Source organism: Streptomyces sp. NBC_00306, assembly GCF_036169555.1.
GTDB lineage: Bacteria > Actinomycetota > Actinomycetes > Streptomycetales > Streptomycetaceae > Streptomyces > Streptomyces achmelvichensis.
Genome location: NZ_CP108032.1, coordinates 2,385,662 through 2,409,719, shown reverse-complemented (window position 1 = coordinate 2,409,719; position 24,058 = coordinate 2,385,662). Strand labels below are relative to the sequence as shown.

Here is a 24,058-nt window from a genome sequence, read left to right as displayed (position 1 = left end):
AACTCCCTAGATCGTTCCGCACGTTCCGCTTGCCATGCTTCGAAGCTACGGCAACAGTAACAGCGTTATCAATGGCTGTCCCGGCGAAGCGGGGTGCATCGGGGTGGGGGTGAGTCGGTGTTCACATGCTTTGACCTGGGGTAATGTCACACTTAGACAGTGTGCAAGATTTTTGGGCGATGTCAGCGCCATGTCAGTGAGCGAGCTCTTGGGCTGCTGTCCACCGGCTCGTATAACGGTGTTGCGATACATTTGACGCATGGCCCGGCTCAAGACTCATGACGAAGCACTCCGTCTCAAGCTCATCAACCGCGCTGCCGCCACGGTCTTCGACCGGGGCACCGCGGCCCTGAGCCTGCGGCGGCTCGCCGCCGATGTGAAGACGTCGACCACAGCGGTGTATTCGCTGTTCGGAAACAAGGCCGGGCTGCTCGACAGCCTGTACCGGGAGGCGGCCAGACTGTTCGTCGCGCGCCTGGCCACGGTCGACTCGTCCGACGACCCCGCGGCCGACGTCATCCGGCTCGGCAAGGCCTATCGCGAGTACGCACTGGCGAACCCTCACCTGTACGCGATCATGTTCGCCGACCGCACGGTCGACTACGAACCGACGCCGGAGCGCAGGAACGAGGTCGGCGAGACCATCCAGCCGCTCGTCGACGCGGTGGTGAGAGGACAGGCGGCCGGCCAGTTCAAGGACGGCTCGCCCGATGTGATCGCCCTGTCCTGCTGGGGCGCGGCCCATGGACTGGTGTCCCTGGAGCTTTCCGGGAACGAGCCACCGGGGCTCGACATCGGCGACGCCTACGAAGCCACCCTGCGCGCCGTCGTCAGCGGCTGGCGCCGCGGCTGAGACGGCACGGGGCCGTCCCGCCGCGGCGCGCTGCCCGCCCGGCGTCACCCACCCGCCGGGCCGGCGCATCAGTCCGTGAGGCCGACGTCCTCCGCCAGGAGCACGCCGACCCCCGCGCGCACCCCCGTCCACTGGCCCGGCGCGGCACCGGCCCGCAGCTCGTCGACCCGCTGGGCCCCCGGGCTCAGCACCAGCCGCCCGACCGTCAGGACGCCCGCCGACGTACGGTCCCAGCGGCGGTCCGTCTCGCGCACGATCGTCTCGATCGCCGCCGGGGCGAGGGTGGGCTCCGGCGGGAAGGGCACGGTCCACAGATCGGCCGGCAGGACCGGATCGAGAGCCAGCAGCCCCTCGTCGCCGGGCTCCGGCCGGGCCTCGCGGAACACCACACCGGCCCAGCTCAGCCTGCCCGCCCCGGTCGCCTGCCCGAGCGACGACCGCTCGGTGCGCACCGGGGGATGCCCGGCCGGCTCGGGACCGTAGACGAGGGTGACGCTCGCGATGACGGCCCCGGCGGGGTCGCGGACCGTGACGTCCACGCACCATTCGCCGTCCCGGTGAGCGCCGCGGGCCTCGCGGTGCAGGGTGAGGGAACCGCCGGTGAACCGCAGCCCCTCCAGCCGTACACGCAGCCCGCGCAACTCCCGCAGGTGCAGCAGCGGCCAGCCCTCCGGGACCACCCAGTCGCCGGCCGCGACCGCGTGCTCCACGACCACACCGACCGGGACGGCCGGGGCGCCGTCGACCCGGACCTCCGACAGACACGGATGCCGATCGGCGTCCCAGGTCCGGGTGGTGCGCAGGGACCGGAAGATCTCGTACTCCTCCACCTCGCCGAGGTGATGGTCCAGCGAGTGCAGCCGCGGCAGATCCGGGTGACCGGTCAGCATGCCGAAGCCGCGCAGCTGACCCGGCGCCAGTACGGCCCCGATCCGGCCCAGGAACACGGCCTCGTCGGTGTGGCCGGAGGCGAGTTCCGCCACCCAGCGGCGGGCGCCCTCGCCGGGGTCGAGCGTGGAGACGTAGCGGACGGCGGCGGAGTAGTTCGCGATGACCCCGAGCCGTTCCCAGGTCGGCCAGCACAGCGTCTGCACGGGCAGTCCGAGGTTGTCGCGCGCCCAGAAGCCGAGCCGGGCGAGCGCCTCGTTTCCCGCGGCGTAGTCGATCTGGCCGACCATGCCGCCCATCCGGCCCGCGAGCGAGCCGACATTGCTCAACAGACGCAGCCGGGCGCGCCGTTCGGGACGCGCGAGGATCGCCGCCACCAGGTTCGCGAAGCCGGTGACCTTCACGTCGACCGTCCGCACCACGGACTCGGCCGACTTGCGGTCGAAGCGGGCGGGATCGTCGATGCCGGCGTTGTGGACCACGAACTGCGGACCGTCGCCGAGTGCGGCGAAGGCCCGCTCGACCTGCTCCGCGTCCGTGCAGTCGCAGCGCAGATAGTCGACGCGCAGCCCGTCGGCCGCCGCCTGCGCGAGGTTGCGGTGCACCGTACGGTTCTCGTCCGCGCGGCGGATGTCGCCCCGGGCGGCGGCGAGGTCCTGCGGGGTGCGCGCGCCGGACATCCGACGGCGGCGCCAGACGGTGAACTCCTCGTCGTCGAGATCGTTCACCTCACTCGTCTCCGGGCGCTCTCCGCGGCCCGTGACGACGACACGGCAGCCGAAGGACTCGGCGAACGCGCGGGCCGCCGCGAACCCGACACCGCGCGCACCACCGGTGATCAGCACGGTGTCACCGGGGCCCGGCGGAGTCCCGCCGGGCGGGCACGCGGGGGCGGGACGGCCCGCGAGCACATGACGCACCCCGTCGCGGTACCCGACCTCGAACTGATCGGGCCGTACGTACTCCCGCTCGACCGCGTCCGCGATCGCGCCGGCGTCCGCGCGGTCCAGATCGACCACGACGATGCCGGCGGCGGGCAGTTCACGCGGCAGGCACTTCGCGAGACCGGCCCAGATGCCGCCCAGCGGCTGCGGCACCTCGCCGTCGCCGTGGCCCGAGAGCCCGCCGAGCCGGGTCAGGGCGAGATAGACATGGCGCCCGAAGCGCGGCTCGTCGGCCCAGCGCCGATAGGCGGCGCGGATCGCCTCGGTGGTGCGGGTGAGCGCCGACTGCCAGCCGGTGTCACCCAGTTCGTACGTCTCGCCCATCACATTGAGATCGACGATGCCGTCCCAGCCGTCCGCGCGCAGCGGCGTGCCGGGATCGGACCGCACGACCAGCGCGCCGCGCCCGCCGAGTTCGGCGGCCACGGCGGACACCAGTGCGGCCGACTCGCCGACGAGCAGCAGCCGGCGGCCGGCCAGCGGACGGTCCGGCGCGGGGCCGGTGTGCGGAACGGGGACCGGCTCCCAGACGAACCGGTCGACCGGACGCACGAAGGCGTCCGGGTCGAACGAGGAGAGGTGCGGCCGGACCGCCGGCCACTGATCCATGGCCGGGGCGGCGGTGGTCGTCCGGGCCATGGCCGGGGCGGCGGTGGTCGTCCGGGCCGTGGTGGGCGCGGCGGTGGTCGTCCGGGCCGTGGTGGGCGCGGCGGTGGTTGTCCGGGCCGTGGCGGGCGCGGACCCGGTGCTCGTCCGGGCCGTCGCCGGCCCGGCGCTGGTGGTCGTCATCGGTGGCGCTCCTCGGCCTTCACCTGGATGCCGCCCTTGGGGAACAGCGTGATGAACGCACCCTCGCGGGCCGCGTCACGGGCGAGCGAGAGCCGGAACCTGCCGGACACCGCCGCCACCGTCTGCTGGAGCAGCGCAAGACCCATCCGCTTGCCGATGCACTGACGCCGTCCGCCGCCGAAGGGCAGATACGCCGAACGGTCCTGGGTCGGCGACGCACCGGGCCGGAACCGCTCCGGGTCGAAGCGCTCCGGGTCCTCCCACTGCTCGGGGTTGTAGTGCGCCCCGTACACGGACACGAGCAGGGGCGTCCCCGCGGGGATGTGATGGCCGGCGAGGACGTCGTCCCCGATCGCCTCACGGGTGAACTGCCAGACCGGGGGATGCATCCGCAGTCCCTCGTCGACGACCATGCCCGCGTAGGTGAGCTCGGACAGGTCGCGCGCGGTGGGCATACGGCCGCGCAGCAGCCGGTCCGTCTCCTCCTCCAGCCGCTCCCGTACACCCGCGTCCCGCGCCACCTCGTAGAGCGTCCAGGACAGGGAGAGCGCCGTCGTCTCGACGCCCGCCAGGAACAGCGTGACGAGGTCGGCCCAGAGGGCGTCCTCGGGAAGGTCCGACTCCCGGATGAGCGTGGCGACTTCGCCGCCGACGCCGAGATCGACGTTCTGAGCGGCCTCGGCGACGACCTTCTCCAGGGTGCGCCGGGCGCGTGCCACACGGCGGCGGTAGGGGGTCGGGACGAACGACGGGATCGCCTTGTCCAGCGAGCCGACGTTCTTGAAGATCGCCTCCAGCGCGACCGAGACCGCCTGTGCGAACTCCCCGCCGTCCTGGGACAGGTCCTTGCCCACCAGCGCCAGACCCATCACCCGGCAGGTCAGCTTCATGGACTCGGTGAAGAGGTCGAACGGCCGCCCCGCACGGGCGTGTTCGGCCCAGCGGTCGAGCAGGTCGGCGACGGCCTCGTCGCTCTGCGCGCCACGGGCGGCGATCGCGTTCGGGGTGAAGGCGGGGTTGACGACCTTGCGGTGGCCGCGCCAGTCGCCGTCGTCGAGGGTGAGCAGCCCCTGGCCCATGAACAGCTCGAACGCCTCGTAGTACGCGCCGCGCGCATAGTTGTCGGCGTTGCCCTGGAGCACCCGCCGGATGGCGTCCGGCGCGGAGAGCTGCACGGTCGGATTGTGCGGCAGGATCGGCAGCTTCACCACGGTGCCGTGGTTCTGCTGGGCGCGCAGCGAGTACCCCGGAGGGTCGGACGCGTACGCCACGGTGGAGATGACGGGCGAGGACAGCGGGAAGCTCGTCGGTCCCTCGACCGGCTTCGCGCGGGCGCCGGTCACGGGGCAGACGCCCTCGGGTGCCGGCGGTGCGGCGGTCGTCCGCTCGTGTGCCTCGGTCACGATGTTGCCTCCTCGGCAGGGCGCCGGCGTTCGCGGTACTCGCCGGTCGACTGGTTCACATGGCCGAGTACGACACCGGTCATGTCCTTGATCTGCAGGACGACGTCTCCGGCCGCGGTGACCGCCACGGCCCGGTTGTCCTCCTCGCTCTCCAGGTCGAGACGCGAGGGCAGTGAGTAGAGCTCGACCCGGGTGCCGGCCGCGGCGAGCGTGGCATCGGTGTGGCCGCCGTAGAGATCGATGCGGCGGATGGTGCGGGGGACGGCCAACGGGGTCCAGTCGCCGTCGCTGCGGTCGAGCACGGAGACCCGCGCCAGGCCGTCCAGCAGCACGGAGGGCACGACGAGTCCGGAGAACCAGCGCTCGATGCCGGGCCGGTCGGGCGTGTAGCGGGCGCGCCTGCCGTGAGGATGGGTGCGGGTGTCGCCGGTGGAGACGAACACACCGCTCAGCAGGACGGCCGGGTTGGGCAGGTGGTACGGGTCGGCCATGGGCTCGGCGCCCTGGTCGTCCCAGTGGTCCCAGCGCGGCGCCGCGACCGGTTCGTCCCGCAGCCGTACGCGCGCCGAGAAGTGACGGCGGTCCTTGACCAGCAGCCGCCCGTTCGGGGCCAGCACGTCGCCCGTCACCTCGATGTCGACGATGCTTTCGGTGGGGCCGTGGGTGACGAGACGTGCGGTGATGCGCTTGGTCTCGTCGCGGCCCGGCCGGTAGACGCGCAGGAACGAGTCGAGCCGGATGTCCTCCAGGACGGCCGGGACGCGGCCGGGCACCAGGTGCATCGCGGCCTGTGCGGCGAGTTCGGGGACGAAGGTGCCGGGCAGGGTGGGATAGCCGTTGACCACGTGGTCGTGGAGATAGGCGTCCCGCTCCTGGTTGAAGGTGCGGACCACGGTGAGCCGGTCGGGGCCGCGGTCGACGATGTCGTCGACGAAGAAGTCCGGCAGGGCGGGAGCCGTGGCGGCCGCGGGCACGGCGGGTGCCGGCCCGGTCCGGCAGAACTCCAGATAGCCGGGCACGGCCGCCTCGATGGCGGCCCGCTCGGGTTCGCCGAACAGCACGGTGACCGGGCTCTGGTGCGCCTGGTCGAGTTCGTGCAGGAAGTGGTCGATCCCCTCCGGCGTGGGCATGGCGGTGAACTGCGCGCTCTTCGCGAGGAAGGTGCGCATGATCGGGGTCGACCCGAGGCCCACGTCCCGCCACAGCGTCCAGCCGATGGTGAACTCGCTCAGCCCGCGGGAGGCACTGTGCAGGGCGGCGGTGTTGAAGTAGTCGTTCGCCGCTCCGTAGTCGGTCTCCCCGGTCTGGCCGGTGAAGCCGACGAAGGAGCCGAAGTTGCACCAGCGGCGCGGCTGCCGGTCGCCGAACGCGGACTTGAGGTTGGCGTAGCTGCGGACCTTCAGATCGCGGACGGTACGGAAGTCGTCCAGGCTCTTCTGGTCCACCGACGCGGCACGGTTGGTGCCGGCGATGTCGAGCAGCAGATCGACGCCGTCCGCCTCGGACGCCGTGATCCGCCCGACGACCGCGTTCACGGCGTCGGGGTCACGGAGATCGCAGACGTGGTACGTGACCCTGTCCGAACCGCAGATGTCCTCCAGGGCGCGCAGATTGGCCTGCACCTCGACGGCGGCGGACAGCCGGTCGAAGGCGGCGTTCGCCTCCTTCACGGTGAGCCGGTCCTGCCCCGTGCTGCGCGCTCGGATGAAGTCCTTGCGGGTCAGCCGGGCGTCCTCCGCCGTCACCCCGTCGAGCCGGGTGGAGCCGATGACATGGAGCCGGGGCCGGTCGCGGCGCGCCAGCGCGGTGAGCAGCTCGGCGCCGATACCGCGGCCGCCGCCGGCCGCGACGACGGTGTACCCGGTCGGCGCTGCGGAAGCCCGGACGGCTCCCGGCTCGGGCACGGCCTGCCACAGGAGCCGGGTGCCGCCCGCGAACGAGACGACGGGCAGCATCTGTTCGGCCAGGGTCTCGGCTGCGGCGTCCGTCTCGGCCGCCGTCAGCTCGGTGGCGTCGTGGACCACGGCCACCACCGAGGACGCGGGCCATTCGAGTGCCAGGCTCTTGACGAACCCGGTGAACAGACCGGTGCAGGGATGCGGCACCCGGGACGCGTCGATGCCGCCGAGGACGACGACGGCGAACGACTCGGGCCGTTCGGGCAGTTCGGCGCAGGCCTTGGCCGTACGGAACACCGCGTCGTGCAGCCGGAGCAGCTGCTCGGACGGCCCGGCGAGCGGATCCTCCTGCGACAGGTCGACCAGGACGCGCACATGCCGGGGCCGTACGCGCAGGACGGTGGCCTCGACGCTCTCGTCCTGAAGAGGTGTCAGCGCGGTGCTGCCGGGGCGGAGGTCGCGTGCGCCCAGGGTGGTGTGACGGTCGGCCAGCACGACGGTGGCGGGCGGGAAGAGTGGTGGGACGGGTCCGCCGCCGGGTGCGGGACGCGCCGCGGGTGCGAGCCGCAGGACATGCCGGTCGAGGAGATGAGGTGCGGCCGGAGGTGCCTGCTCGGTGGATGCCGGCTCGGGCGGTGCGGCCGGCGCGGGTCCGGTGGCAGGGCGCGGTGCCCGGTCGGTGGTCGGGCGTGGTGCCGGTTCGGCGGTCTTGCGTGATGCGGGCTCGATGGTCGTACGAGGTGTCGGCGCGGCGGTCGGGCGCGGGGCCGGTTTGCGTGATGCGGGCTCGGCGGTCGTACGAGGTGTCTGCGCGGTGGTCGGGCGTGGTGCCGGTTCGGCCGTCGTGCGCGGCGCGTCCGGGTGGCGCAGGCGCAGCCGGTGGGCCGGGCCGCCCTCCTGGACGGCGCGTTCGATCACCGCGGTCCCGCCCGACGGTGTCCGGACGGGCCCGGACGCCGTGAGGAACGCGATCAGTTCGCGGGCGCCCTCGGCGCCCAGCAGGGTGGTGGAACCCTGGCGCGGGGCGGTCACGCTGCCACGCTCCTTTCGATGACGGCCAGCACGGGCAGGCCGGCCTCCTCGGCGAGGGACCTGCGGGTCACGACGAAGAGGAAGGCGCCCTCGGCGGCCCGGCGGCCCGCGGTGTCGTTCCACCCGGGCAGCGCCGTGCCGTTGACGCCCGCCACGAGCGCGACGTCGATCTCCTGGAAGTCCAGGTACGAGCCGGCCACGTCGAACGCCTCCAGGAGCGATGCCTCGCCCGCGTCGACCGTGATGTTGAGTCCCCGCAGGTCGAAGTAGTTCGACAGCCGGGCCGCGATGACATTGGGCATCTCGCCGGGGAACGAGTCCTCGGTCGGTGCGGCGATCAGACCGGTGGCCCGTTCCTCCAGGCGCTGGAGGAACTTGGCCGTGGTGGCCGGCTCGCCCGCCCCGGCCACCGCGTGGCCGATCTCGTCGAGATAGGCGCGGGTCTTGTAGAGCAGGGCGTTGCGGGTGGCGCCGGTGTGGCCGACCACCACCCCGGTTGTCCGGTGATGGCGGAGGCACAGCTCGCGCACCCGCTCGTCGAGCCGCTGCATGCAGCGGACCATCATCAGCTGGGTGCGGTCGGTGGTCCGCGCGGTGGGCGGCGGCATCCGCAGTTCCTGGAACGGCGGTACGGGGTACGCCGGCCCGAACGACGGCTCGAAGTCCTCGCCGGACCCGCCGTTCGCCGCCCAGGCCGCGACCTCGTCGGCCTCGGGGCTGCCCGGCATCTGGGACGACCAGCCGACCACGACCAGGTCCTCGCCGAGCGGCGCGGGAAGCGCCGCCGGGTGCCCGGAGCGGGTGCTCCGGTGGTCCTCGGAGATGATCATGTGGGCGTTGGTGCCGCCGAAGCCGAAGCCCGACACCGCGGCACGGCGGGGGCGGCCGGCGTCGGCGGGCCAGGGCACCGGCTGCTCCGGCACCGTGAGGCCGTCCCCCTGCCCGGCGAGCGCGTCCGGCAGCCGCTCGAAGCGGTACTGGGCGGGGATCGTGTCGTGGCGCAGCGCCAGCAGGGTGTGGATCACCGACACGACACCGGCGGCCCAACCGCAGTGCCCGACCAGGGACTTGTTGGAGGTCACCAGCGTGGTGCGGCTGCCCGAGTAGCGCTGGGCGAGGCTGGTGAACTCCGCCTCGTCGCCCGCCGGGGTGCCGGTGGCGTGCGCCACGATCCAGTCCACGTCGTCCGGCCCGAGGCCGCTGCGGCCGAACGCCCGCTCCACGGCGAGCTCCTGGCCGGCGGGGGCCGGTGCGTAGATGGCCTTACCGCGGCCGTCCGCCGACAGACCGATCGCCGAGACGATGCCCAGGACCTGGTCGCCGTCGGCGCGGGCGCGCGAGAGCCGCTTGAGCACGACGAGCCCGGCGCCGTCCGAGAACAGCGCACCGTCCGCGCCGGCGTCCAGCGCGCGCACGGCGCCGCCCGCGGAGAGCCCGTTGAGCTTGGCGAACAGGATCGAGCCGCTCGGAGCCAGCGCGAAGGAACCGCCGCACACGGCGATGTCGCTCTGCCCGGAGAGCAGATCGCGCACGCCGAGGTCCATCGCGTAGAGCGAGGACGAGCAGGCGGTGTCCACCATGTGCAGCCGGGTGCCGGACGGGAGGATGCCGTCCATGGCGTCCTGGCCGACGCGGTGGGGGAGATACGCGGCGGAGGGGTCGTCGCCGCGGCTGAACCGCCGCCGCAGAGCGTCCCCGACGGGGCCTTCGAGGGCGTCGTCGCCGTCCTCGGCGAGGGTGTCCAGCGCGGAACGCAGAACGAAGGCCTCTTCCAGGTGCTGGCTGCCGTCGGGTGTGTAGCCGACACAGAAGGAGAACCGGTCCGCCGATGTCCGGCGTACGCCGTCGAGGGCCTGGTGGAGGCTGTGCCGCAGCCAGAGCGCGGTGTGGTCGAGCCCGGCGTCGGCGAGGCCCTCCGCCCGGAGCTTCTCGTGCGGCTGGAATCCGGTGATGAAGCCCGAGCGCCGCTGGTAGGTCTTGTCGGGCGCGCGGCGGTCGTCGTGATGGAACCGTGCGATGTCCCACCGGTCGGCGGGGGCGTCGACGAAGAGCTCCGCGCCGTCGATCAGGAGCCGCCAGAACTCCTCCGGGGAGGACGCTCCGGGGACGGCCATGCCCATGCCGACGACCGCGATGGGATCGTCGGCGGGGTCGGCGGGGTCGGCGTCGTCGGCGGCTGACGGTCCGGGGGAGTCGGCCGGTGCGGCCGTGTCCGGGAGGAGCACATCACCGCAGACGGCGGTTTCCCCGGCGGGCAGGAACTCCTCGTCGTCGAGTTCGGGCACGGTGGTGGGGCGGGTCGCCGGGCGGCGGGCAGGAGTGGTGTCGGCCGTCGTGCGGCCCGGGCCCCGGCCGGCGGGAGCCTCCGCCGGAGACAGCGATGCTTCCCCGGCCGTCGCCGTGTCCGAACTCCCGTGGGCCGCCGACACCTTCGGGCTGTCCAGCGGCGGCGACACCGTCTCCGTCTCCGAGGTGGAAGCCTCCTCCGCCGGCTCCCGCGTCGGGGACATCGCGGAACGCAGCAGCGTCAGCCCGCCGTCCGCCAGGACCGTCTGGCCGGTCACCCAGCCCGAGCGTTCCGAGCTGAGGAACAGCACGACCTCCGCGAGATCCTCCGGGCGGCCGAGGCGCGCCAGGGGCGTCGCCGCGACCGTGTTCGCCCGGACGTCCGTGAAGGCCGGGAACATCTGGCCCACCGGGTTGTCGATGAGGCCGCACGAGGCGGCGTTCACCCGGATCCGGTCCTCGGCGAGTTCCGCGGCGAGGTAGCGGGTCAGGGCCTCCAGTGCGGCCTTGGACACGCCCACCGGCAGGTAGTTGGCGGGTGTGGTCGTCGCTCCCAGCGAGGAGACGTTGACGATCGCCCCACCCCGCCCGCCGGACGCGGCGAGCAGCGGGCGCGCGTAACGGGCGCACCACAGAGGGCCCTTGACGTTGGTGGTGTACGTGCGGTCGAGCAGTTCCTCGGTGATCTCGTCGAAGGGGACGAAGGATCCGGCGGCCGCGTTGTTGACCAGGATGTCGAGCCGGCCGTGTTCGTCGCCGATCTCCGCGAACATCCGCTCGACCTGCGCGGGGCGGGCCACGGATGCCCGCACCACGCGTACGTCGAGACCGCGGCCGACGAGGGCACGGGCCTGTTCCTTGGCGGAGTCGTACGAGTGGAAGCAGTTCAGCAGGACGGTCGCGCCGCGCTCGGCGAGCCGTTCCACGACGACCCGGCCGACGCTTCCCGCGCCGCCGGTGACCAGGGCTATGCGTCCGGCGAACTCGCCGCCGGTCATGAGGTGTCGGTCATTCACCGGACCGCCGCGCTTCCCGCGAAGGCGCCGTCCGCGGCACCGGCGGCCACGAAGTCGACCACCTTGCCGAACGTGTCGTAGTCGGCGACCCGCAGCCCGGCGGGCGGCACGCCCAGTCCGAAGCGGTCACCGAGCCTGCTGAGCAGTTCCGTCTGCTTGACCGAGTCGACACCGAGGTCCGCCTCCAGCAGCACGTCGTCCGTGAAGACCTCCTCGGGGTACTCCATGGCCTCGGCGTACAACGCCCGTACCTGAGCTGCCAGGTCGGCGCGGTCGACGGTGACCGGAGCGCCGGATGCGCCCGGTGCGGCCTCCGGCTCGGCGGTGACGGCGGCCGGCGGGGCCGTCGGCCGGGCTCCGCTCAGGGCCGGGCGCAGCGAACCGGCCGCCCGGGTGAGCCCTTCGTCGTCGTCACGCCCGGCCAGCGGCGCCACCACGTGCGCGCCCGGCAGGGACTGCTCCACCAGGGCCGTCAGCACACGGCCCGCACCCGTCTCGACGAACACCCGGGCTCCGGCCGCGTGCAGGGCCGAGATCGACGTGCCGAACTCGACCGGCGTCACCAGGTGCAGGGCCAGCAACTCGGCCAGATCGTCCCCGTCGCGGTAGAACCGGCCCAGAATCGGCGAGTACACCGGGACCTCGAGCGGACGGCTGGTGAAGGAGGCGATCCGTTCCGTGAGCCGGCGCCGTGCCTGGCCCAGCAGCGGGTTGTGGAACGGGTGCGGCGAGCGCAGCTGCGTCGCCGTGATGCCGATCCGGCCGGCGATCGCCGCGGCCGTGTCGATCAGGTCGGCGGGACCGGAGAGGACGGACTGGTTCGCGCTGTTGTCGACCGCGAGGACGAGATCCGGGTGGCCGATCAGCGCCACCACCTGCTCGGCGCGTCCCCGTCCGCAGCCGAGGGCGAGCATCTTCCCGTCGCTGCGGTCGTGTTCGCGGACGACCGAGATCCGCTCGCAGAGCACCGCGGCCGCGTCGGCCAGGTCCCAGGCGCCCGCGCAGGTCAGTGCGGCGATCTCGCCGAGGCTGTGGCCGACGTGGACCGACGCGCGGGCACCACGCTCGGCGAGGAGCCGGTGGGTGGCGACGGAGGCGGTGAAGACGGCCAGCTGGAGGATGTCCGGGGCGGTCTCCAGCAGCGTGGCGGGGCTCGGCGGAGAGGGCTGGAAGACCGTCGGCGACACCGCGCGGCCGAGCCGGTCCTTGGCGACGGCGTCGACCTCTTCGAAGGTGGAGCGTACGGCGTCGTCGCCGCGCTCCCAGAGTCCCTTGAGGGTGCCTGGGCGGTACGCGCCCTGCCCGGGGAAGAGGGCGACAGTCATGTCCAGTTCTCGGTTCATCGGTCTTCCCATCGTTGTTCCTCGGGCCGGAAGCGGCCCTCAGGTGCTGGTCAGCCAGGTCTGGTGGAGCGCCCCGGGGTGCGCGCCCTCGATCGCGAGGGCGAGGAGGTGCCGGGAGGTCGGGCGGAGGAGTTCGAAGGACCAGTCGGCGGACGGGCCGGTCCGCTCGGTGTCGTGCACGGTGATCCGGCGCCCGGCGGCCGGTCCGCGCGCAGCGAAGGAGAAACCCGCGAGGCTCCGGTGCAGTCCGGTGCCCTGTGCCTTGAGGTAGGCCTCCTTGAGGACCCAGAGGTCGCCCACCCGGGCGACCAGATCCGCGGGGTCGAGCGCGGCGAGCTCCAGGAGTTCGTCGGCGGCGAAGAACCTGCTGATGTAGTGCGCGGATTCGGCGGAGGCCGCCGTCCCCTCCACATCGACGCCGCACGACCGGCCGTGGGTGACGGCGCAGACGATCAGGCCTTCCGTGTGGGAGAGGCTGAACCGCACACCGTCGGTGTCCGTCTCGGTCTCGGGGCGCCCGTAGCGTCCGGTCGTGAACCGCCAGCTGTCGAGCGGACGGCCGGTGCGGTCGCTGAGCGCGTACCGGCACAGCAGCCGGCGGCCCAGGAACCGCTGCCGGGCGGCGGGTGTCACCAGCCGTGCCCCGCGGGCCCGTTCCTCCTCGGTGAGGAGCCGGTCGCCGCCGAGACCGGCGGCGAACGTGGTGACGGCGTGCTCCGGCAGCAGCCACAGATAGGTGGCCCCGGTACCGGCGGCCGTCCCGGCATCGGGGGTCCGTTCGGCGAGGGTGGTCGTGTCAGCCATGCCGCAGCTCCTCTCCGGGGTGTCCGCCGGCCGGTGTCCGCCCGCCGCCCGGACGGCCGGCGAGGGTGTCGGCGAGCCGGAAGGCGAGGTCGAGCGCCTGCTCCCGGTTGAGCCGGGGGTCGCACAGCGACCGGTAGCGGTCGGGCAGATCGTCGAAGGTGAGGCCCGGGGCGCCGCCGACGCATTCGGTCACGTCGTCGCCGGTCAGCTCCAGATGGACGCCGCCGGGGTGCACACCCAGGCCGCCCGTCACCTCGAAGAACCCGGACAGCTCGTCGAGCACGTCGTCGAACCGGCGGGTCTTGCGCCCGCACGGCGCGCCGATCGTGTTGCCGTGCATGGGGTCGGACATCCAGCCGACGGGGAACCCCTCGGCCGTCACCTTGGCGACCAGGTCGGGCAGGACGTCACGGATCCGCTCGGCCCCCATCCGCACGATGAGGGTGAGCCGGCCCGGATCGCGCTCGGGGTCCAGCCTGTCGATGAGCTGGAGCAGTTCGTCGGTGCCGATGCCCGGGCCGATCTTCACCGCGATCGGGTTGCTGATGCCGGCGAAGTACGCGACATGGGCTCCGTCGAGCTGCCGGGTGCGCTCGCCGATCCACAGCAGATGGCCCGAGACCGCGTACTTCTTGCCGGTGTCGACGTCCGTCCTCGTCAGGGCGGACTCGTAGTCCAGGAGCAGGCCCTCGTGCGAGGTGAACAGATCGCCGGTGGTGTGCGCACCGTCGGCCGCGACGAGCCCTCCCGCCTGCCCGATCCCGGCGACGAGTTCCTCGTACCGCTCGCGGGACGGTGATCCGGCCGCGAACTCCCGCAGTCCGTCGCCTGCTTCGGCCGCGCCCATCCGCTCGCGCATGCCGAACGCCCGCACGAGATTGAGGGTGGCGGCGGAGGCGTTGTAGATGCGGACGAGGCGCTGGGGGTCGGGGGTGCGGGCCGCCGTGGTGAAGGCGGAGCCGTTCACGGCGTCGCCCCGGTAGACGGGCAGTTCGGTCCCGTCCCTCGTCTCGGTGGAGGCCGAGCGAGGCTTGGCGTACTGGCCCGCCAGGCGGCCGACCGTGACCACCGGAAGTGCCATGGCATGGCCGAGCACCGTGGCCAGTTGCCGCAGTGTGGCGACCGTACGGCCGATGGAGGCGGCATCCGCCGCGTCGAGGGACTCGGCGCAGTCGCCTCCCTGGACGAGGAACGCCTCGCCACGGGCGACGGCGGCCAGCCGGCGCTTGAGGAGGTCGCATTCGCGCGGGAAGACGAGGGGCAGACTGCGGCCCAGGGTCTCCACGGCCGAGTCGAGTGCGGACGCGTCCGGCCAGTGCGGCTGCTGGCGGGCCGGCAGGGAGCGCCAGCTCGGCGCGGACTGCACGGAAGGGACGCCGACCAGGGGAGTGGTCACGCCGTGAGCTCCACTCTGTGAGGCACCGGAGCGAGCGCGCCGGTGACCAGGTTGTCCAGGATGGCCGAGCCGTGACGGGTCATCACGGACTCGGGGTGGAACTGCACCGACGTGAACCCGGGCCCGCGCAGGGCGTGCACCTCGCCGGTGGCAGGGTCGCGCGCGACGTCGACGTAGTCCGCGACCAGCGGGCTCTCCAGCAGATCGCTGTCGGTGTGTGCGGCGAAGGTGTTGTAGTAGTAGACCTGCTCCTCGGTACCGAACAGATCGACCGTCCGCCGGACGCCCTGGTTGGGGAAGTCCAGCTTGCGCAACGGCAGTCCGAGCAGTCCGCACAGGACCTGGTGGCTCAGGCACACCGACACGAACGGCACCCGCAGATTGAGCAGCGAGCCGGTCACCGCGCGCAGATAGGCGATCTTGCGGTGGTTCTCCTCGCGGGGGTCGCCCGGCCCGGGGCCCAGCACCACGAGGTCGTACCCGGTCAGCCGGTGCGGTTCGTCGAACCGGCGGACGGTGACGTCGAATCCGAGCGAGCGGAGCTGGAGGGCGCCCATGGCGGTGAAGGTGTCCTCGGCGTCCAGGATCAGCAGCCGGCCGCGGTCGGCCGGGCGGGGCGTCGCGGGCGCGAGCCAGAAGTCCGACAGCGGCCGGTTGCGCTCCGCGAGCGCCGCTCTGATCTGCGGATGCTCGTTGTGCCCGGCAGGACGTCTGCGCCGGGCGATCCGGTGCAGTGCGTCGAGCAGCCCGGCCGCCTTCGCCGCGGTCTCCGCCGCCTCCTTCGCGGGCTCGGAGTCGCGCACGAGCGTCGCGCCGACGCCGATCCGCATCCGGCCCCGCGCGTCCACGTCTGCCGTGCGGATCATGATCGCGGAGTCCATCCGCCGCGCACCGGCAGCGTCGCGGCCGATGAGGGCGGCGACGCCCGCGTAGTAACCGCGGCCCGCGGGCTCGATCTTGGCGATCACCCGGCAGGCGCTCTGCACGGGGCTGCCGGTGACGGTGGGCGCGAGGAGCGTCTCGTGCAGGATCTCCCGCACGTCGCGGTCGCTGCGGCCGACAATGCGGTACTCGGTGTGGGCGAGGTGGGCCATCTCCTTGAGCCGCGGCCCCACCACGCGCACGTCGTCGCAGACCCGGCTCATCATCTTCAGTTCCTCGTCGAGGACCATGTAGAGCTCGTTGGTCTCCTTGCTGTCGGCGAGGAACTCCAGCAGCCCGGCCGTGCTCGCCCCGCCGTCGGGATAGCGGTAGGTCCCGCTGATCGGGTTCATCACGGCGACCCCGCCGTCGAGGCTCACATGCCGCTCGGGGCTGGCGCCGATGAAGGTCCGCTCGCCCGTGTGGACGAGGAAGGTCCAGTACGCGCCGGGTTCGCCGCGCAGCAGCCGCCCCCAGAACGCCAGCGCGGTGCGCACCGACCAGTCGGGGATCTCGGTGAGATAGGTGCGCTTGAGGACGAAGTTGGCGCCGGAGCCGTGACCGATCTCCTCGGCGAGCACCCGGCGCACCAGGTCGCCGTACGCCTCGTCGTCGAGGTCGAAGGTGCCCTCGTCCGCGGCGAGTTCGATCGGCCAGGCCAGCACCTGGTCGAGCACCTCGTCCACGGGCAGCCGCGACTGCTCACGGATGTTCATCGCCAGCAGCGGCTCGCCGTCGTCGTGATGGTCGTAGCCCCGCTCACCGATCACCCGGTAGGGCAGCAGCACGAGCGTCTCGTGACGGTCGGGCGCGCCGTCGTCGACGACCGGCAGGCCGGCCGTCGTACCGGCCTCCGTGAAGTCGCCGAGCAGCAGGTCGACCGTGTCGGGCCGGTCGCTCTCGGGGCGGTGCAGCACGGCGAACGCCCGTCCGCCCGCAGCCAGTTCGTCGAGGGAGGTCATGAGGGGTCTCCTGCGGACACGGTGGACGCCGTCGCGAGCGCGTCGTGCACCGCCGCGGCCGGCACGGTCATGGCGCACCGGGTGGCCGCGTACTCCAGTGCCATCCGGTGGAACTCGGGCGTGAAGTCGGCGATCGCGTCGGCCACCACGAAGGGCTGGATGGTGTGGGCGAAGGCGTCGCAGGCGGTGAGCAGGATGCCGACGTGGGCGTAGATGCCGCAGATGACGAGCTGGTCGCGGCCCTGCGCGGACATCAGTTCGAGCAGACCGCTGTTGTGGAACGCGCTGGCCCGCCACTTGGTGAGCACGGTGTCCCGCTCGCCGGGGGCGATGACGTCGGGGATACCCCGGTCCGCGGGCTCCGCGGACATGCCCGGACCCCAGAAGTCCTGCAGCAGGCCCCGCTCCTTTGGGGTCATACCGCCGGGCTGGGCCGAGTAGACGACGGGGACGCCGGCACGCTCACAGCTCTCGCGCAGCCCGGCGACGGCGTGGAGCAGCTCGGTCCGCAGCCCGCCCTCGGCGAACGGTGCGAGGAAGTAGTGCTGCATGTCGTGCACCAGCAGCACGGCCCGGCGGGGGTCGACGGTCCACGCCGCGGTGTTGGCGGGCAGTTCGGCGGGCCGCGGCATGGGATAGGAGTCGATCGGCGCAATCGCCACTGGTCGTGTCCTCTTCTCGCGGGGATTCTCGCGGGGGTCTGCTCGCGGGCCCGCTCAGGCACCGAGCGCGGCGCCGCCGTCTACGGTCAGGTCGTGCATGGTGATGTGGGCGGCCCGCTCGGAGAGCAGGAACAGCACCGCGTCGGCGATGTGGGCGGGTTCGGCGATCCGGCCGAGGGGGATGCCGACGCGGTACGCGGCGGGCACACCGTCGACCGACGCACGCTCGGCGGCGTCGCCCTGGAGGGCGGTCAGCATCGGGGTGCGGGTCGAGCCGGGCGCGACGACGTTGCACCGGATGCCGTGCCCGGCCAGCTCCAGGCCCAGGCACTTGGTGAACATCGCGGAGGCCGCCTTGGAGGCCGCGTAGGCGGACATCGACATCCGGGGCGTCGCCGCCGCGTTGGAGGCGACCGTCACGATCGCCCCGCGCCGGCGCGGCACCATCACCCGGGCGACCGCCCGGCTGGTGTGGAACACCCCGCCCGCGTTGACCGCGAAGGTCGTGTCCCACTCCTCGTCGCTGAGCTCGGCCGCCGGGCCGCTGCGCAGTACCCCGGCGGCGTTGACGAGGTACTCGATCGGCCCGAGCTCGACCTCGACCTTGGCGACCGCGGTGTCCACGTCGGCGCTGTCGGTCACGTCCGTCGCGACCGCGAGCACCCGGGCCCCGGCCGCGTCGAGTTCGGCCGCCAGCTCCCACAGCGCCGGTACGTCGCGGTCGATCAGCGCGACCGGCAGCTCGGCGTCCACCAGCGCGCGGACGACCTCGGCACCGATCCCGCCGGCGGCGCCCGTCACCATGGCGACCCCGGACAGCGGCCCGGTCATCGGGTCCACCGCCCGAGCACACGCCCGACCACCTCGTCCGGCACCCGCAGGGCGCGGGTGGTGAACGAACCGAGCGCGGCCAGATAGCGCTCCTGGAGACCGGCCTCGTCGACCTCGACACCCCGGCCGCCGGACAGCAGCGTGCGGCCGCCCACGATCACGGTGTCCACATCGGCCGAACCGGCCAGCCACAGGAAGCTCTCCAGCGGCCGCGGGTTCAGCAGGTAGCGCCAGTCGTCGGTACGCACCAGCACCAGGTCGGCCTGCTTGCCGGTCTCCAGGCTGCCCACGGCGTCGTCCCAGCGCAGCCCCTTGGCCGCGATCCGGGTGCCCATCGCCAGCGCGTCGCTGGGCAGCACCTCGGTCTGGTCGGCGCTCATCTCGTTGTACATCTGCCAGGCCGCACGCATCGTCTCGGCGATGCCGGCGCTCGGCATCGAGGAACCGTCCGTCGACAGGGAGACGTCCAAGCCCTGCCGACGGAGCGCCGGGACGACACCGGTCTCGGTGAGCGACGACTCGCCGGACGGGCCGTACTTGCCGGGGGAGTGGCTGATGTGGGCGCGGCCGGAGAGCAGCAGCTTCTGCTCGTCCTCGTCCAGGAAGGCGCAGTGGCCCGCCATCAACCGCTCGTCGACCAGGCCCAGTTCGGCCAGCCGGCGCACGCCCGTCTCGCCGTAGTACCTGCGCATCAGGTCGACCTCGTTGCGCAGCGCTCCGACGTGGGTCGCGAAACCGGTGTCGTGGCGGGCGACGAGCTCGGCCATGCCGCGCGCCAGTTCGTCGGTCATGTTGGTGACGTACGCGACGCTCGGACGGCACCGCAGCCGGCCCGAGGTGTCCTCGGACGCCAGCCGCAGCAGCGACTCCACGTCCGCCAGGACGCCGTCGGCGTCCCGGGTGCGCACGAAGCGGTCCTGGTCGGGGGCGCAGACCGCGTCGCTCGCCCAGGTGCTCGCGGAGAAGCGGATACCGACGCGCTGTGCCGCGGCGACCATCGAGCGCGGGCGGTTGAGCGAACCCATGTCGCCGAGGGTGGTGACACCGCCGCGCAGCTGGGTCCACATCGAGTACTCGGCGATGGCCTGCGCCTCGTCGGGCGTCATCTGCTCGATGAGGCCGTCGAAGCGGTCGAAGGTGGCGGATATCTGGTGCATGTCGCCGCCGCCGCCCATGAACGCGACCTCGTCGTCGCGGTCGGAGACCGGCCGCAGCGCGCCGCGCATCGGGAAGCGCATGGCGAACATCTCGTGCCAGTGCGCGTTGACGAATCCGGGGAGCACCATCATCCCGCGGACGTCGCGCGTCCTCAGCCCGGCCTTCCGCGCGGGGTCGAGCGCGGCCACGGCCCGCTCGACCTCGTCGGCCGCCCCCACCGCGGCGATCGTCCCGTCCACGATCAGGACCGCGCCGTTCGCGTGCACGCTCTCCTCGGCGTCCGCCGTGTAGACGGTGCCGCCGGTGATCAGCTCGGCGCTCATGAGGCCACCTCGGGCTCCGCCGCGGCGGGTACGGCGCCGGCCGCGAAGTGCGCGAGCCAGCCGTTCAGCGTCGGCGCGGCGACGAGCGCGTCGAACTCGACCGGGACCTTGTTCCTGCGCCAGCGGCTGACGAGCCGCATGATCTCCAGCGAACTCAGGCCGAGGACGACCAGATTGGCGTCCGGGTCGATCGCCGCCGGCTCGATGCCGAGCAGCGGAGCGAGAACCTCACGCAGATCCTGCTCGGTCGGGGTGCGGGTGTCGGTGTTGTCCACGTCAGCCTTCCTGCTCGGACGCGGCTGTTGCGGCCAGCGCCTTCTTGTCGACTTTGCCGAGGGGGGTGAGCGGCAGCTCGGTCACGTACCGGACGGCGTCGGGCAGCTTGTAGTCCGCGACGCCCCGCGCGTGGACCGCCTGCTTGAGCGCGGCGAGCGTCATCTGCGGCCCCTCCGCGACGATGCAGGCGCAGATCCGCTCGCCGAGGAACTCGTCGGGTACGCCGATCACCGCGGCCGCGGCCACCCCGTCGAGCGCCAGGAGATGGTCCTCGACCTCGCCCGCGGAGATCTTGTCGCCGCCGCGGATGATCATTTCCTTGATCCGGCCCTCGATCACCAGGTCACCGTCCTCGATGAGCCGGGCGAGGTCACCGGTGCGGTAGAAGCCGTCCTCGGTGAACGCGCGCTTGTTGTACTCGGGTACGCCGTAGTACCCGCGCAGTGTGTACGGACCGCGGGTGATCAGCTCGCCGATACCGCCGGCGGGCAGCGGGTCACCGTTCTCGTCCACGATGAGCAGCTCGTCCGCGTCCGAGATCGGCCTGCCCTGGGTGGTGAGCACCGCCTCGGCCGGATCGTCCGGCCTGCTGAAGGTGAGCAGGCCCTCGGCCATGCCGAACACCTGCTGGAGCGAGCAGCCCAGCGTGGGCGCGATGCGTTCGGTGAACTCGCGCAGCATGCGGGCACCGCCGACCTGGACCAGCCGCAGGCTGCTCAGGTCGTCCTCGCTCCACTCGGCGGCCTCCAGCCACAGCTGCATGATCGAGGGCACCATCGAGGTGACGGTGACCGCGTGCTGCTCGATCAGGGGGAAGCAGTCCAGCGGGTTGGGGGTGTCGGCGAGCACCGTGGTGCCGCCGGACATCAGCGTGCCGATCACACCGGGGCAGCCGTAGGCGAAGTTGAACTCGATCGGCAGCACCGCCAGATAGGTGTCGGTGGGCGTCAGTTCGCACACCTCCGCCGCGCGCTGCGCCTGGTACACGTAGTCGTCGTGGGTACGAGGGATCAGTTTCGGCAGCGCCGTGGTCCCGCCGGAGAGCAGGAAGAACGCCACGTCGGACGCGTCGGGCTCCGGCAAGGGCTCGGCGTCGGGGGCGGCGAGTTCCAGCTCGGAAACCGAGACGAACCCGTCGGTCTTCGCGCCGAGCACGAACAGGGTCCGCAGGGTCTCGCTGCCGGCCTGCACCTGCCGCGCGAGGTCGCGGTGGTCGAATCCGCGGTGGGTCTCGGGGAGGACGTAGCCGGTGGCGCCGCTCAGTTCCACGAGATGGCTGATCTCGGTCGCGCGGTGCGCGGGCAGCGAGAAGACGAGCTTCGCGCCGATCCGCATGAGGGCGAACGAGATCGCCACAAACTCCGGCACGTTGGGCAGCTGCACCACGATCCGGTCGTCGGCGCGCACCCCGTGCTCGAGGAAGCCGGCGGCCAGCCGGTCGGCCCAGCGATCGAGTTCGGTGTAGCTGATCCGCCGGCCGCCGTGCACCAGCGCGGTGGCGGAGCCGTACTGCCGCGCGGCGTCGCGCAGCACCGTGCCGAGCGTCTCGCCGCGCCAGATGCCCTGCTCGCGGTAGCGCTGAGCGACATCGGACGGCCAGGGAGTGCATCCGGCAAGCATGGGTGGCTCTCCTACTCGGCTTCGGGTGCGGATTCGGTGATGCGGACGACGGCGGCGCCCGCCTCCATGCCGGTGCTCGCGCCGATCAGCAGGACGTTGTCGCCCGGGCCGACCTGGCCGGAGCGCCAGAGGTGTTCGAGGCCGAGGAACAGGTCGGCGGCGCCCGTGTGGCCGACGGTGCTGACGTAGTCCCAGACGTCCTTGTCCTCGGGGACGTCCAGCGGCAGCAGGAACATCGCCTCCAGCGCCGGCCGGCCGAAGCCGACGTGGCAGACCCGGTCGATCTGGTCGAAGGTGAGGCCCGCCTCCTTGAGCGTGCGCTCGGCGATCTCGGCGACACGGTCGCCGAAGTTCTTGATGGGCGGGGCCTGTCCGGCGGCCCACTGCTCACGCACCTTCTCGGCGCGTTCGGCGAAGTTCAGTCCGCGGCCGCGGGTGACACCGGGCGGGAAGAGCTCCTCGCCGGCGCGGTGCAGGATCTCCATCGAGGAGTCGGACAGCGAGCCGAGGGCGAGCATCTCGGCGAAGCCGCCGCGCCGTGAGAGAACCACGGCCGAGCCGGCGTCGGCGAGCACGAAGAGACCGGAGGCGCGCCAGCGCTCCACTCCCGGCGTCGAGTAGTTGTCGCCGGTGGTGATGAGGGCGGCCTCGTGCGTGGGGTTGGCCGCGAGCCGGTTGGCCGCCACCTCCACCGAGGCGAGCATGCCGAGGCAGCCCTGCTTGATCTCGACGGCCGGCACCGGGCGGTCGACGGTGTTGTTCAGGATGTAGTGCACGGCCGACCAGCCGTCCGGACCCTGGTGGTGCGTGTAGCTGTGCAGCAGGATGCCGATGTCGTCGGGGCCGTGGCCGGACTCGGCCAGTGCGGCGCGGGCCGCGTCGATCGCCATGTCGGGCGCGGGTGTCGACTCGCTGACGGCCGCGGACCGCATGCCCGACGCCTGCCGGGCGGCCTCGTCGTACAGACCTTCCGCGACCGCGCGCTCGGCCGGGTACAGGGGCGGCAGATGACTGCCGATCCCGGCGAGATACAGGTTCTCGGTCCTCATCGCGCCGACTCCTTCGTGGGTGGGTGGCCTTGGCGGCAAGCACAACAGCTGCGATCCCGGCCCTCATGAGTAGGCGGTACTCATCCACCTCCTCTTAGACACTGTCTATCCCGCACCGTCCTGTGCAGCGGCGATACACGCTCCACGGGGCGGTTGCGGTGGCCGAATTGAGTAGCGACTACTCGGGCCCCTCCGTGTGGCGCGGTGCTGTGCTGGGCGCGTAGCCGCCGCGTGCCACAGCCCGCGGCCCCTGGGCACAGACGAGGGAGATCCGATGTCGTGGTCGCGTCCGGAACCGGGCGACTGGTCAAGTCCAGCCGAACTCGCGCAGTTGCAGCGGGCGGAGCTGCCGAGGGTGCTCGCCCAGGCGATGCGCTCGCCGTTCTACGCCGCCCGCTACCGGGGCCGCAGCGCACCGGCCGGTGCGGAGGACTTCGCCGGCATCGAACTGACCACCAAGCAGGACCTGCGCGACCAGTACCCGTTCGGGATGCTCGCCGTGGACCGCGAGAAGCTGGCCACCTACCACGAGTCCAGCGGCACGGCCGGTGACCCGACCGCCTCGTACTACACGGACGACGACTGGGCCGACCTGGCCGAGCGGTACGCACGCAAGTGGGTCGGCATCCATCCGTCGGACACCTTCCTCGTCCGCACCCCCTACGGCCTGGTCATCACCGCGCACCTCGCCCAGGCCGCCGGCCGGCTGCGCGGTGCCACCATCGTGCCCGGCGACGCCCGTTCGCTCGCCACCCCGCTGCCGCGCATGGTGCGGGTGATGCGTGCCCTGGACGTCTCGCTGACCTGGTGCAACCCCACCGAGATCATGATGCTCGCGGCAGCCGCCAAGGCCGCGGGCCTCCGTCCCGACAAGGACTTCCCCGCCCTGCGGGCGATGTTCACCGCCGCCGAGCCCCTCACCGAGGTGCGCCGCCGCCGGATCAGCGAGATCTGGGGCGGCATCCCCGTCGTCGAGGAGTACGGCTCCACCGAGACCGGCACCATCGCCGGCCAGTGCCCGGACGGCTCCCTGCACCTGTGGGCCGACCGCGCCGTCTTCGAGGTGTGGGACCCGGCCACCGGCGAACTCTCCGACTCCGGCCGCGGCCAGCTCGTGGTGACCCCGCTCTACCGCGAGGCCATGCCGCTGCTGCGCTACAACCTCGCCGACGACGTCGAGGTGTCCACCGCCGACTGCACCTGCGGCTGGCTGCTGCCGACCGTCCGGGTGCTCGGCCGTTCCGGCACCGGCTACACCGTCGGCTCCGCGACGGTCACCCAACAGCGCCTGGAGGAGCTGGTGTTCAGCCTGCCCTTCGAGTACGACGTGATGTTCTGGCGCGCGATGGCCCACCCGGACGTGCTGCGGGTGGAGTTCGAGGCCCCCGACGCGACCCGTGAGCGGGCCGTCAAGGAACTGACCGGACTCATCGACCGCGAACTCGGCGTACCGCACAGCATCACCGGCCTTCCCCTCGGCACGCTGGTCCCCTCCGAGGCGCTCACCGCACAGCGCGACATCCTCAAGGCCCGCTATCTGTTCGGTGAGGGCGAGGACTGGGACAAGGCGGTCATGTACGCATGAGCCGCTCCGAGCTGCGCGC

At 72.5% G+C, this 24,058-nt stretch carries 16 protein-coding genes; 2 read left to right on the top strand and 14 right to left on the bottom strand.

From position 1 onward, the window contains the following. Positions 1-259: 259 nt before the first annotated feature. Positions 260-853 carry a TetR/AcrR family transcriptional regulator gene (locus OHA05_RS10650; protein ID WP_313946573.1) on the top strand — a complete coding sequence of 198 codons (594 nt, stop codon included), beginning with the start codon at positions 260-262 and terminating at the stop codon, positions 851-853. 68 nt (positions 854-921) lie between these two features. On the opposite strand, the gene OHA05_RS10645 is transcribed toward OHA05_RS10650, so the two are convergent. From OHA05_RS10645 to OHA05_RS10580, 14 genes are read right to left on the bottom strand one after another with little or no spacing between them, the layout of a single operon-like run. Next, positions 922-3,474, bottom strand: coding sequence for an SDR family NAD(P)-dependent oxidoreductase (locus OHA05_RS10645; RefSeq protein ID WP_328860419.1), 2,553 nt, complete (start codon positions 3,472-3,474; stop codon positions 922-924). After that, a complete protein-coding gene (locus OHA05_RS10640; protein WP_328860418.1) occupies positions 3,471-4,877 on the bottom strand; it encodes a cytochrome P450 in 1,407 nt (468 codons plus the stop codon). The genes OHA05_RS10645 and OHA05_RS10640 overlap by 4 nt, the downstream gene beginning before the upstream one ends. Continuing rightward, on the bottom strand, positions 4,874-7,807 hold the full coding sequence (locus OHA05_RS10635; protein ID WP_328860417.1) for a KR domain-containing protein: 2,934 nt from the start codon (positions 7,805-7,807) through the stop codon (positions 4,874-4,876). The genes OHA05_RS10640 and OHA05_RS10635 overlap by 4 nt, the downstream gene beginning before the upstream one ends. Beyond that, the gene (locus OHA05_RS10630; RefSeq protein ID WP_328860416.1) at positions 7,804-11,091 is read right to left on the bottom strand and encodes an SDR family oxidoreductase; all 3,288 of its coding nucleotides are present in this window, start codon (positions 11,089-11,091) and stop codon (positions 7,804-7,806) included. The genes OHA05_RS10635 and OHA05_RS10630 overlap by 4 nt, the downstream gene beginning before the upstream one ends. A gap of 14 nt (positions 11,092-11,105) precedes the next feature. Further along, entirely contained in the window at positions 11,106-12,452 is a 1,347-nt protein-coding gene (locus OHA05_RS10625; RefSeq protein WP_328860415.1) for an acyltransferase domain-containing protein, read from the bottom strand. A gap of 39 nt (positions 12,453-12,491) precedes the next feature. Beyond that, positions 12,492-13,256 carry a 4'-phosphopantetheinyl transferase family protein gene (locus OHA05_RS10620; protein ID WP_313946579.1) on the bottom strand — a complete coding sequence of 255 codons (765 nt, stop codon included), beginning with the start codon at positions 13,254-13,256 and terminating at the stop codon, positions 12,492-12,494. After that, positions 13,249-14,652 carry a 3-deoxy-7-phosphoheptulonate synthase class II gene (locus tag OHA05_RS10615; protein ID WP_328860414.1) on the bottom strand — a complete coding sequence of 468 codons (1,404 nt, stop codon included), beginning with the start codon at positions 14,650-14,652 and terminating at the stop codon, positions 13,249-13,251. Before OHA05_RS10615 ends, OHA05_RS10620 begins: the two co-directional genes overlap by 8 nt. Next, a complete protein-coding gene (locus OHA05_RS10610) occupies positions 14,649-16,535 on the bottom strand; it encodes an anthranilate synthase family protein (RefSeq protein WP_328860413.1) in 1,887 nt (628 codons plus the stop codon). The genes OHA05_RS10615 and OHA05_RS10610 overlap by 4 nt, the downstream gene beginning before the upstream one ends. Continuing rightward, on the bottom strand, positions 16,532-17,197 hold the full coding sequence (locus OHA05_RS10605) for an isochorismatase family protein (protein WP_328860412.1): 666 nt from the start codon (positions 17,195-17,197) through the stop codon (positions 16,532-16,534). Before OHA05_RS10605 ends, OHA05_RS10610 begins: the two co-directional genes overlap by 4 nt. Before the next feature lie 54 nt (positions 17,198-17,251). After that, positions 17,252-18,028: a 2,3-dihydro-2,3-dihydroxybenzoate dehydrogenase gene (locus OHA05_RS10600; protein ID WP_313946583.1), complete on the bottom strand. Its 777-nt coding sequence runs from the start codon at positions 18,026-18,028 to the stop codon at positions 17,252-17,254. Continuing rightward, a complete protein-coding gene (locus OHA05_RS10595) occupies positions 18,025-19,509 on the bottom strand; it encodes an amidohydrolase family protein (RefSeq protein ID WP_328860411.1) in 1,485 nt (494 codons plus the stop codon). Before OHA05_RS10595 ends, OHA05_RS10600 begins: the two co-directional genes overlap by 4 nt. Next, entirely contained in the window at positions 19,506-19,784 is a 279-nt protein-coding gene (locus OHA05_RS10590; RefSeq protein ID WP_328860410.1) for a phosphopantetheine-binding protein, read from the bottom strand. Before OHA05_RS10590 ends, OHA05_RS10595 begins: the two co-directional genes overlap by 4 nt. A 1-nt stretch (position 19,785) precedes the next feature. After that, positions 19,786-21,405, bottom strand: coding sequence for a (2,3-dihydroxybenzoyl)adenylate synthase (locus tag OHA05_RS10585; protein ID WP_328860409.1), 1,620 nt, complete (start codon positions 21,403-21,405; stop codon positions 19,786-19,788). Positions 21,406-21,416: 11 nt separating this feature from the next. After that, positions 21,417-22,454 (bottom strand): ketoacyl-ACP synthase III family protein, encoded by a 1,038-nt coding sequence (locus tag OHA05_RS10580; RefSeq protein ID WP_327684497.1) that lies wholly within the window; start codon positions 22,452-22,454, stop codon positions 21,417-21,419. A 274-nt stretch (positions 22,455-22,728) separates the two neighbouring features. On the opposite strand from OHA05_RS10580, the gene OHA05_RS10575 reads away from it, so the two are divergent. Further along, on the top strand, positions 22,729-24,039 hold the full coding sequence (locus tag OHA05_RS10575; protein ID WP_313946588.1) for a phenylacetate--CoA ligase family protein: 1,311 nt from the start codon (positions 22,729-22,731) through the stop codon (positions 24,037-24,039). Positions 24,040-24,058 lie beyond the last annotated feature (19 nt).

Excerpts from the sequence above, each read along its gene's own strand:
- OHA05_RS10650 (WP_313946573.1), top strand. The coding sequence starts at position 260 with ATGGCCCGGCTCAAGACTCATGACGAAGCACTCCGTCTCAAGCTCATC.
- OHA05_RS10645 (WP_328860419.1), bottom strand. The coding sequence starts at position 3,474 with ATGACGACCACCAGCGCCGGGCCGGCGACGGCCCGGACGAGCACCGGG.
- OHA05_RS10630 (WP_328860416.1), bottom strand. The coding sequence starts at position 11,091 with ATGACCGGCGGCGAGTTCGCCGGACGCATAGCCCTGGTCACCGGCGGC.
- OHA05_RS10625 (WP_328860415.1), bottom strand. The coding sequence starts at position 12,452 with ATGAACCGAGAACTGGACATGACTGTCGCCCTCTTCCCCGGGCAGGGC.
- OHA05_RS10620 (WP_313946579.1), bottom strand. The coding sequence starts at position 13,256 with ATGGCTGACACGACCACCCTCGCCGAACGGACCCCCGATGCCGGGACG.
- OHA05_RS10610 (WP_328860413.1), bottom strand. The coding sequence starts at position 16,535 with ATGACCTCCCTCGACGAACTGGCTGCGGGCGGACGGGCGTTCGCCGTG.
- OHA05_RS10600 (WP_313946583.1), bottom strand. The coding sequence starts at position 18,028 with ATGACCGGGCCGCTGTCCGGGGTCGCCATGGTGACGGGCGCCGCCGGC.
- OHA05_RS10595 (WP_328860411.1), bottom strand. The coding sequence starts at position 19,509 with ATGAGCGCCGAGCTGATCACCGGCGGCACCGTCTACACGGCGGACGCC.
- OHA05_RS10585 (WP_328860409.1), bottom strand. The coding sequence starts at position 21,405 with ATGCTTGCCGGATGCACTCCCTGGCCGTCCGATGTCGCTCAGCGCTAC.
- OHA05_RS10580 (WP_327684497.1), bottom strand. The coding sequence starts at position 22,454 with ATGAGGACCGAGAACCTGTATCTCGCCGGGATCGGCAGTCATCTGCCG.
- OHA05_RS10575 (WP_313946588.1), top strand. The coding sequence starts at position 22,729 with ATGTCGTGGTCGCGTCCGGAACCGGGCGACTGGTCAAGTCCAGCCGAA.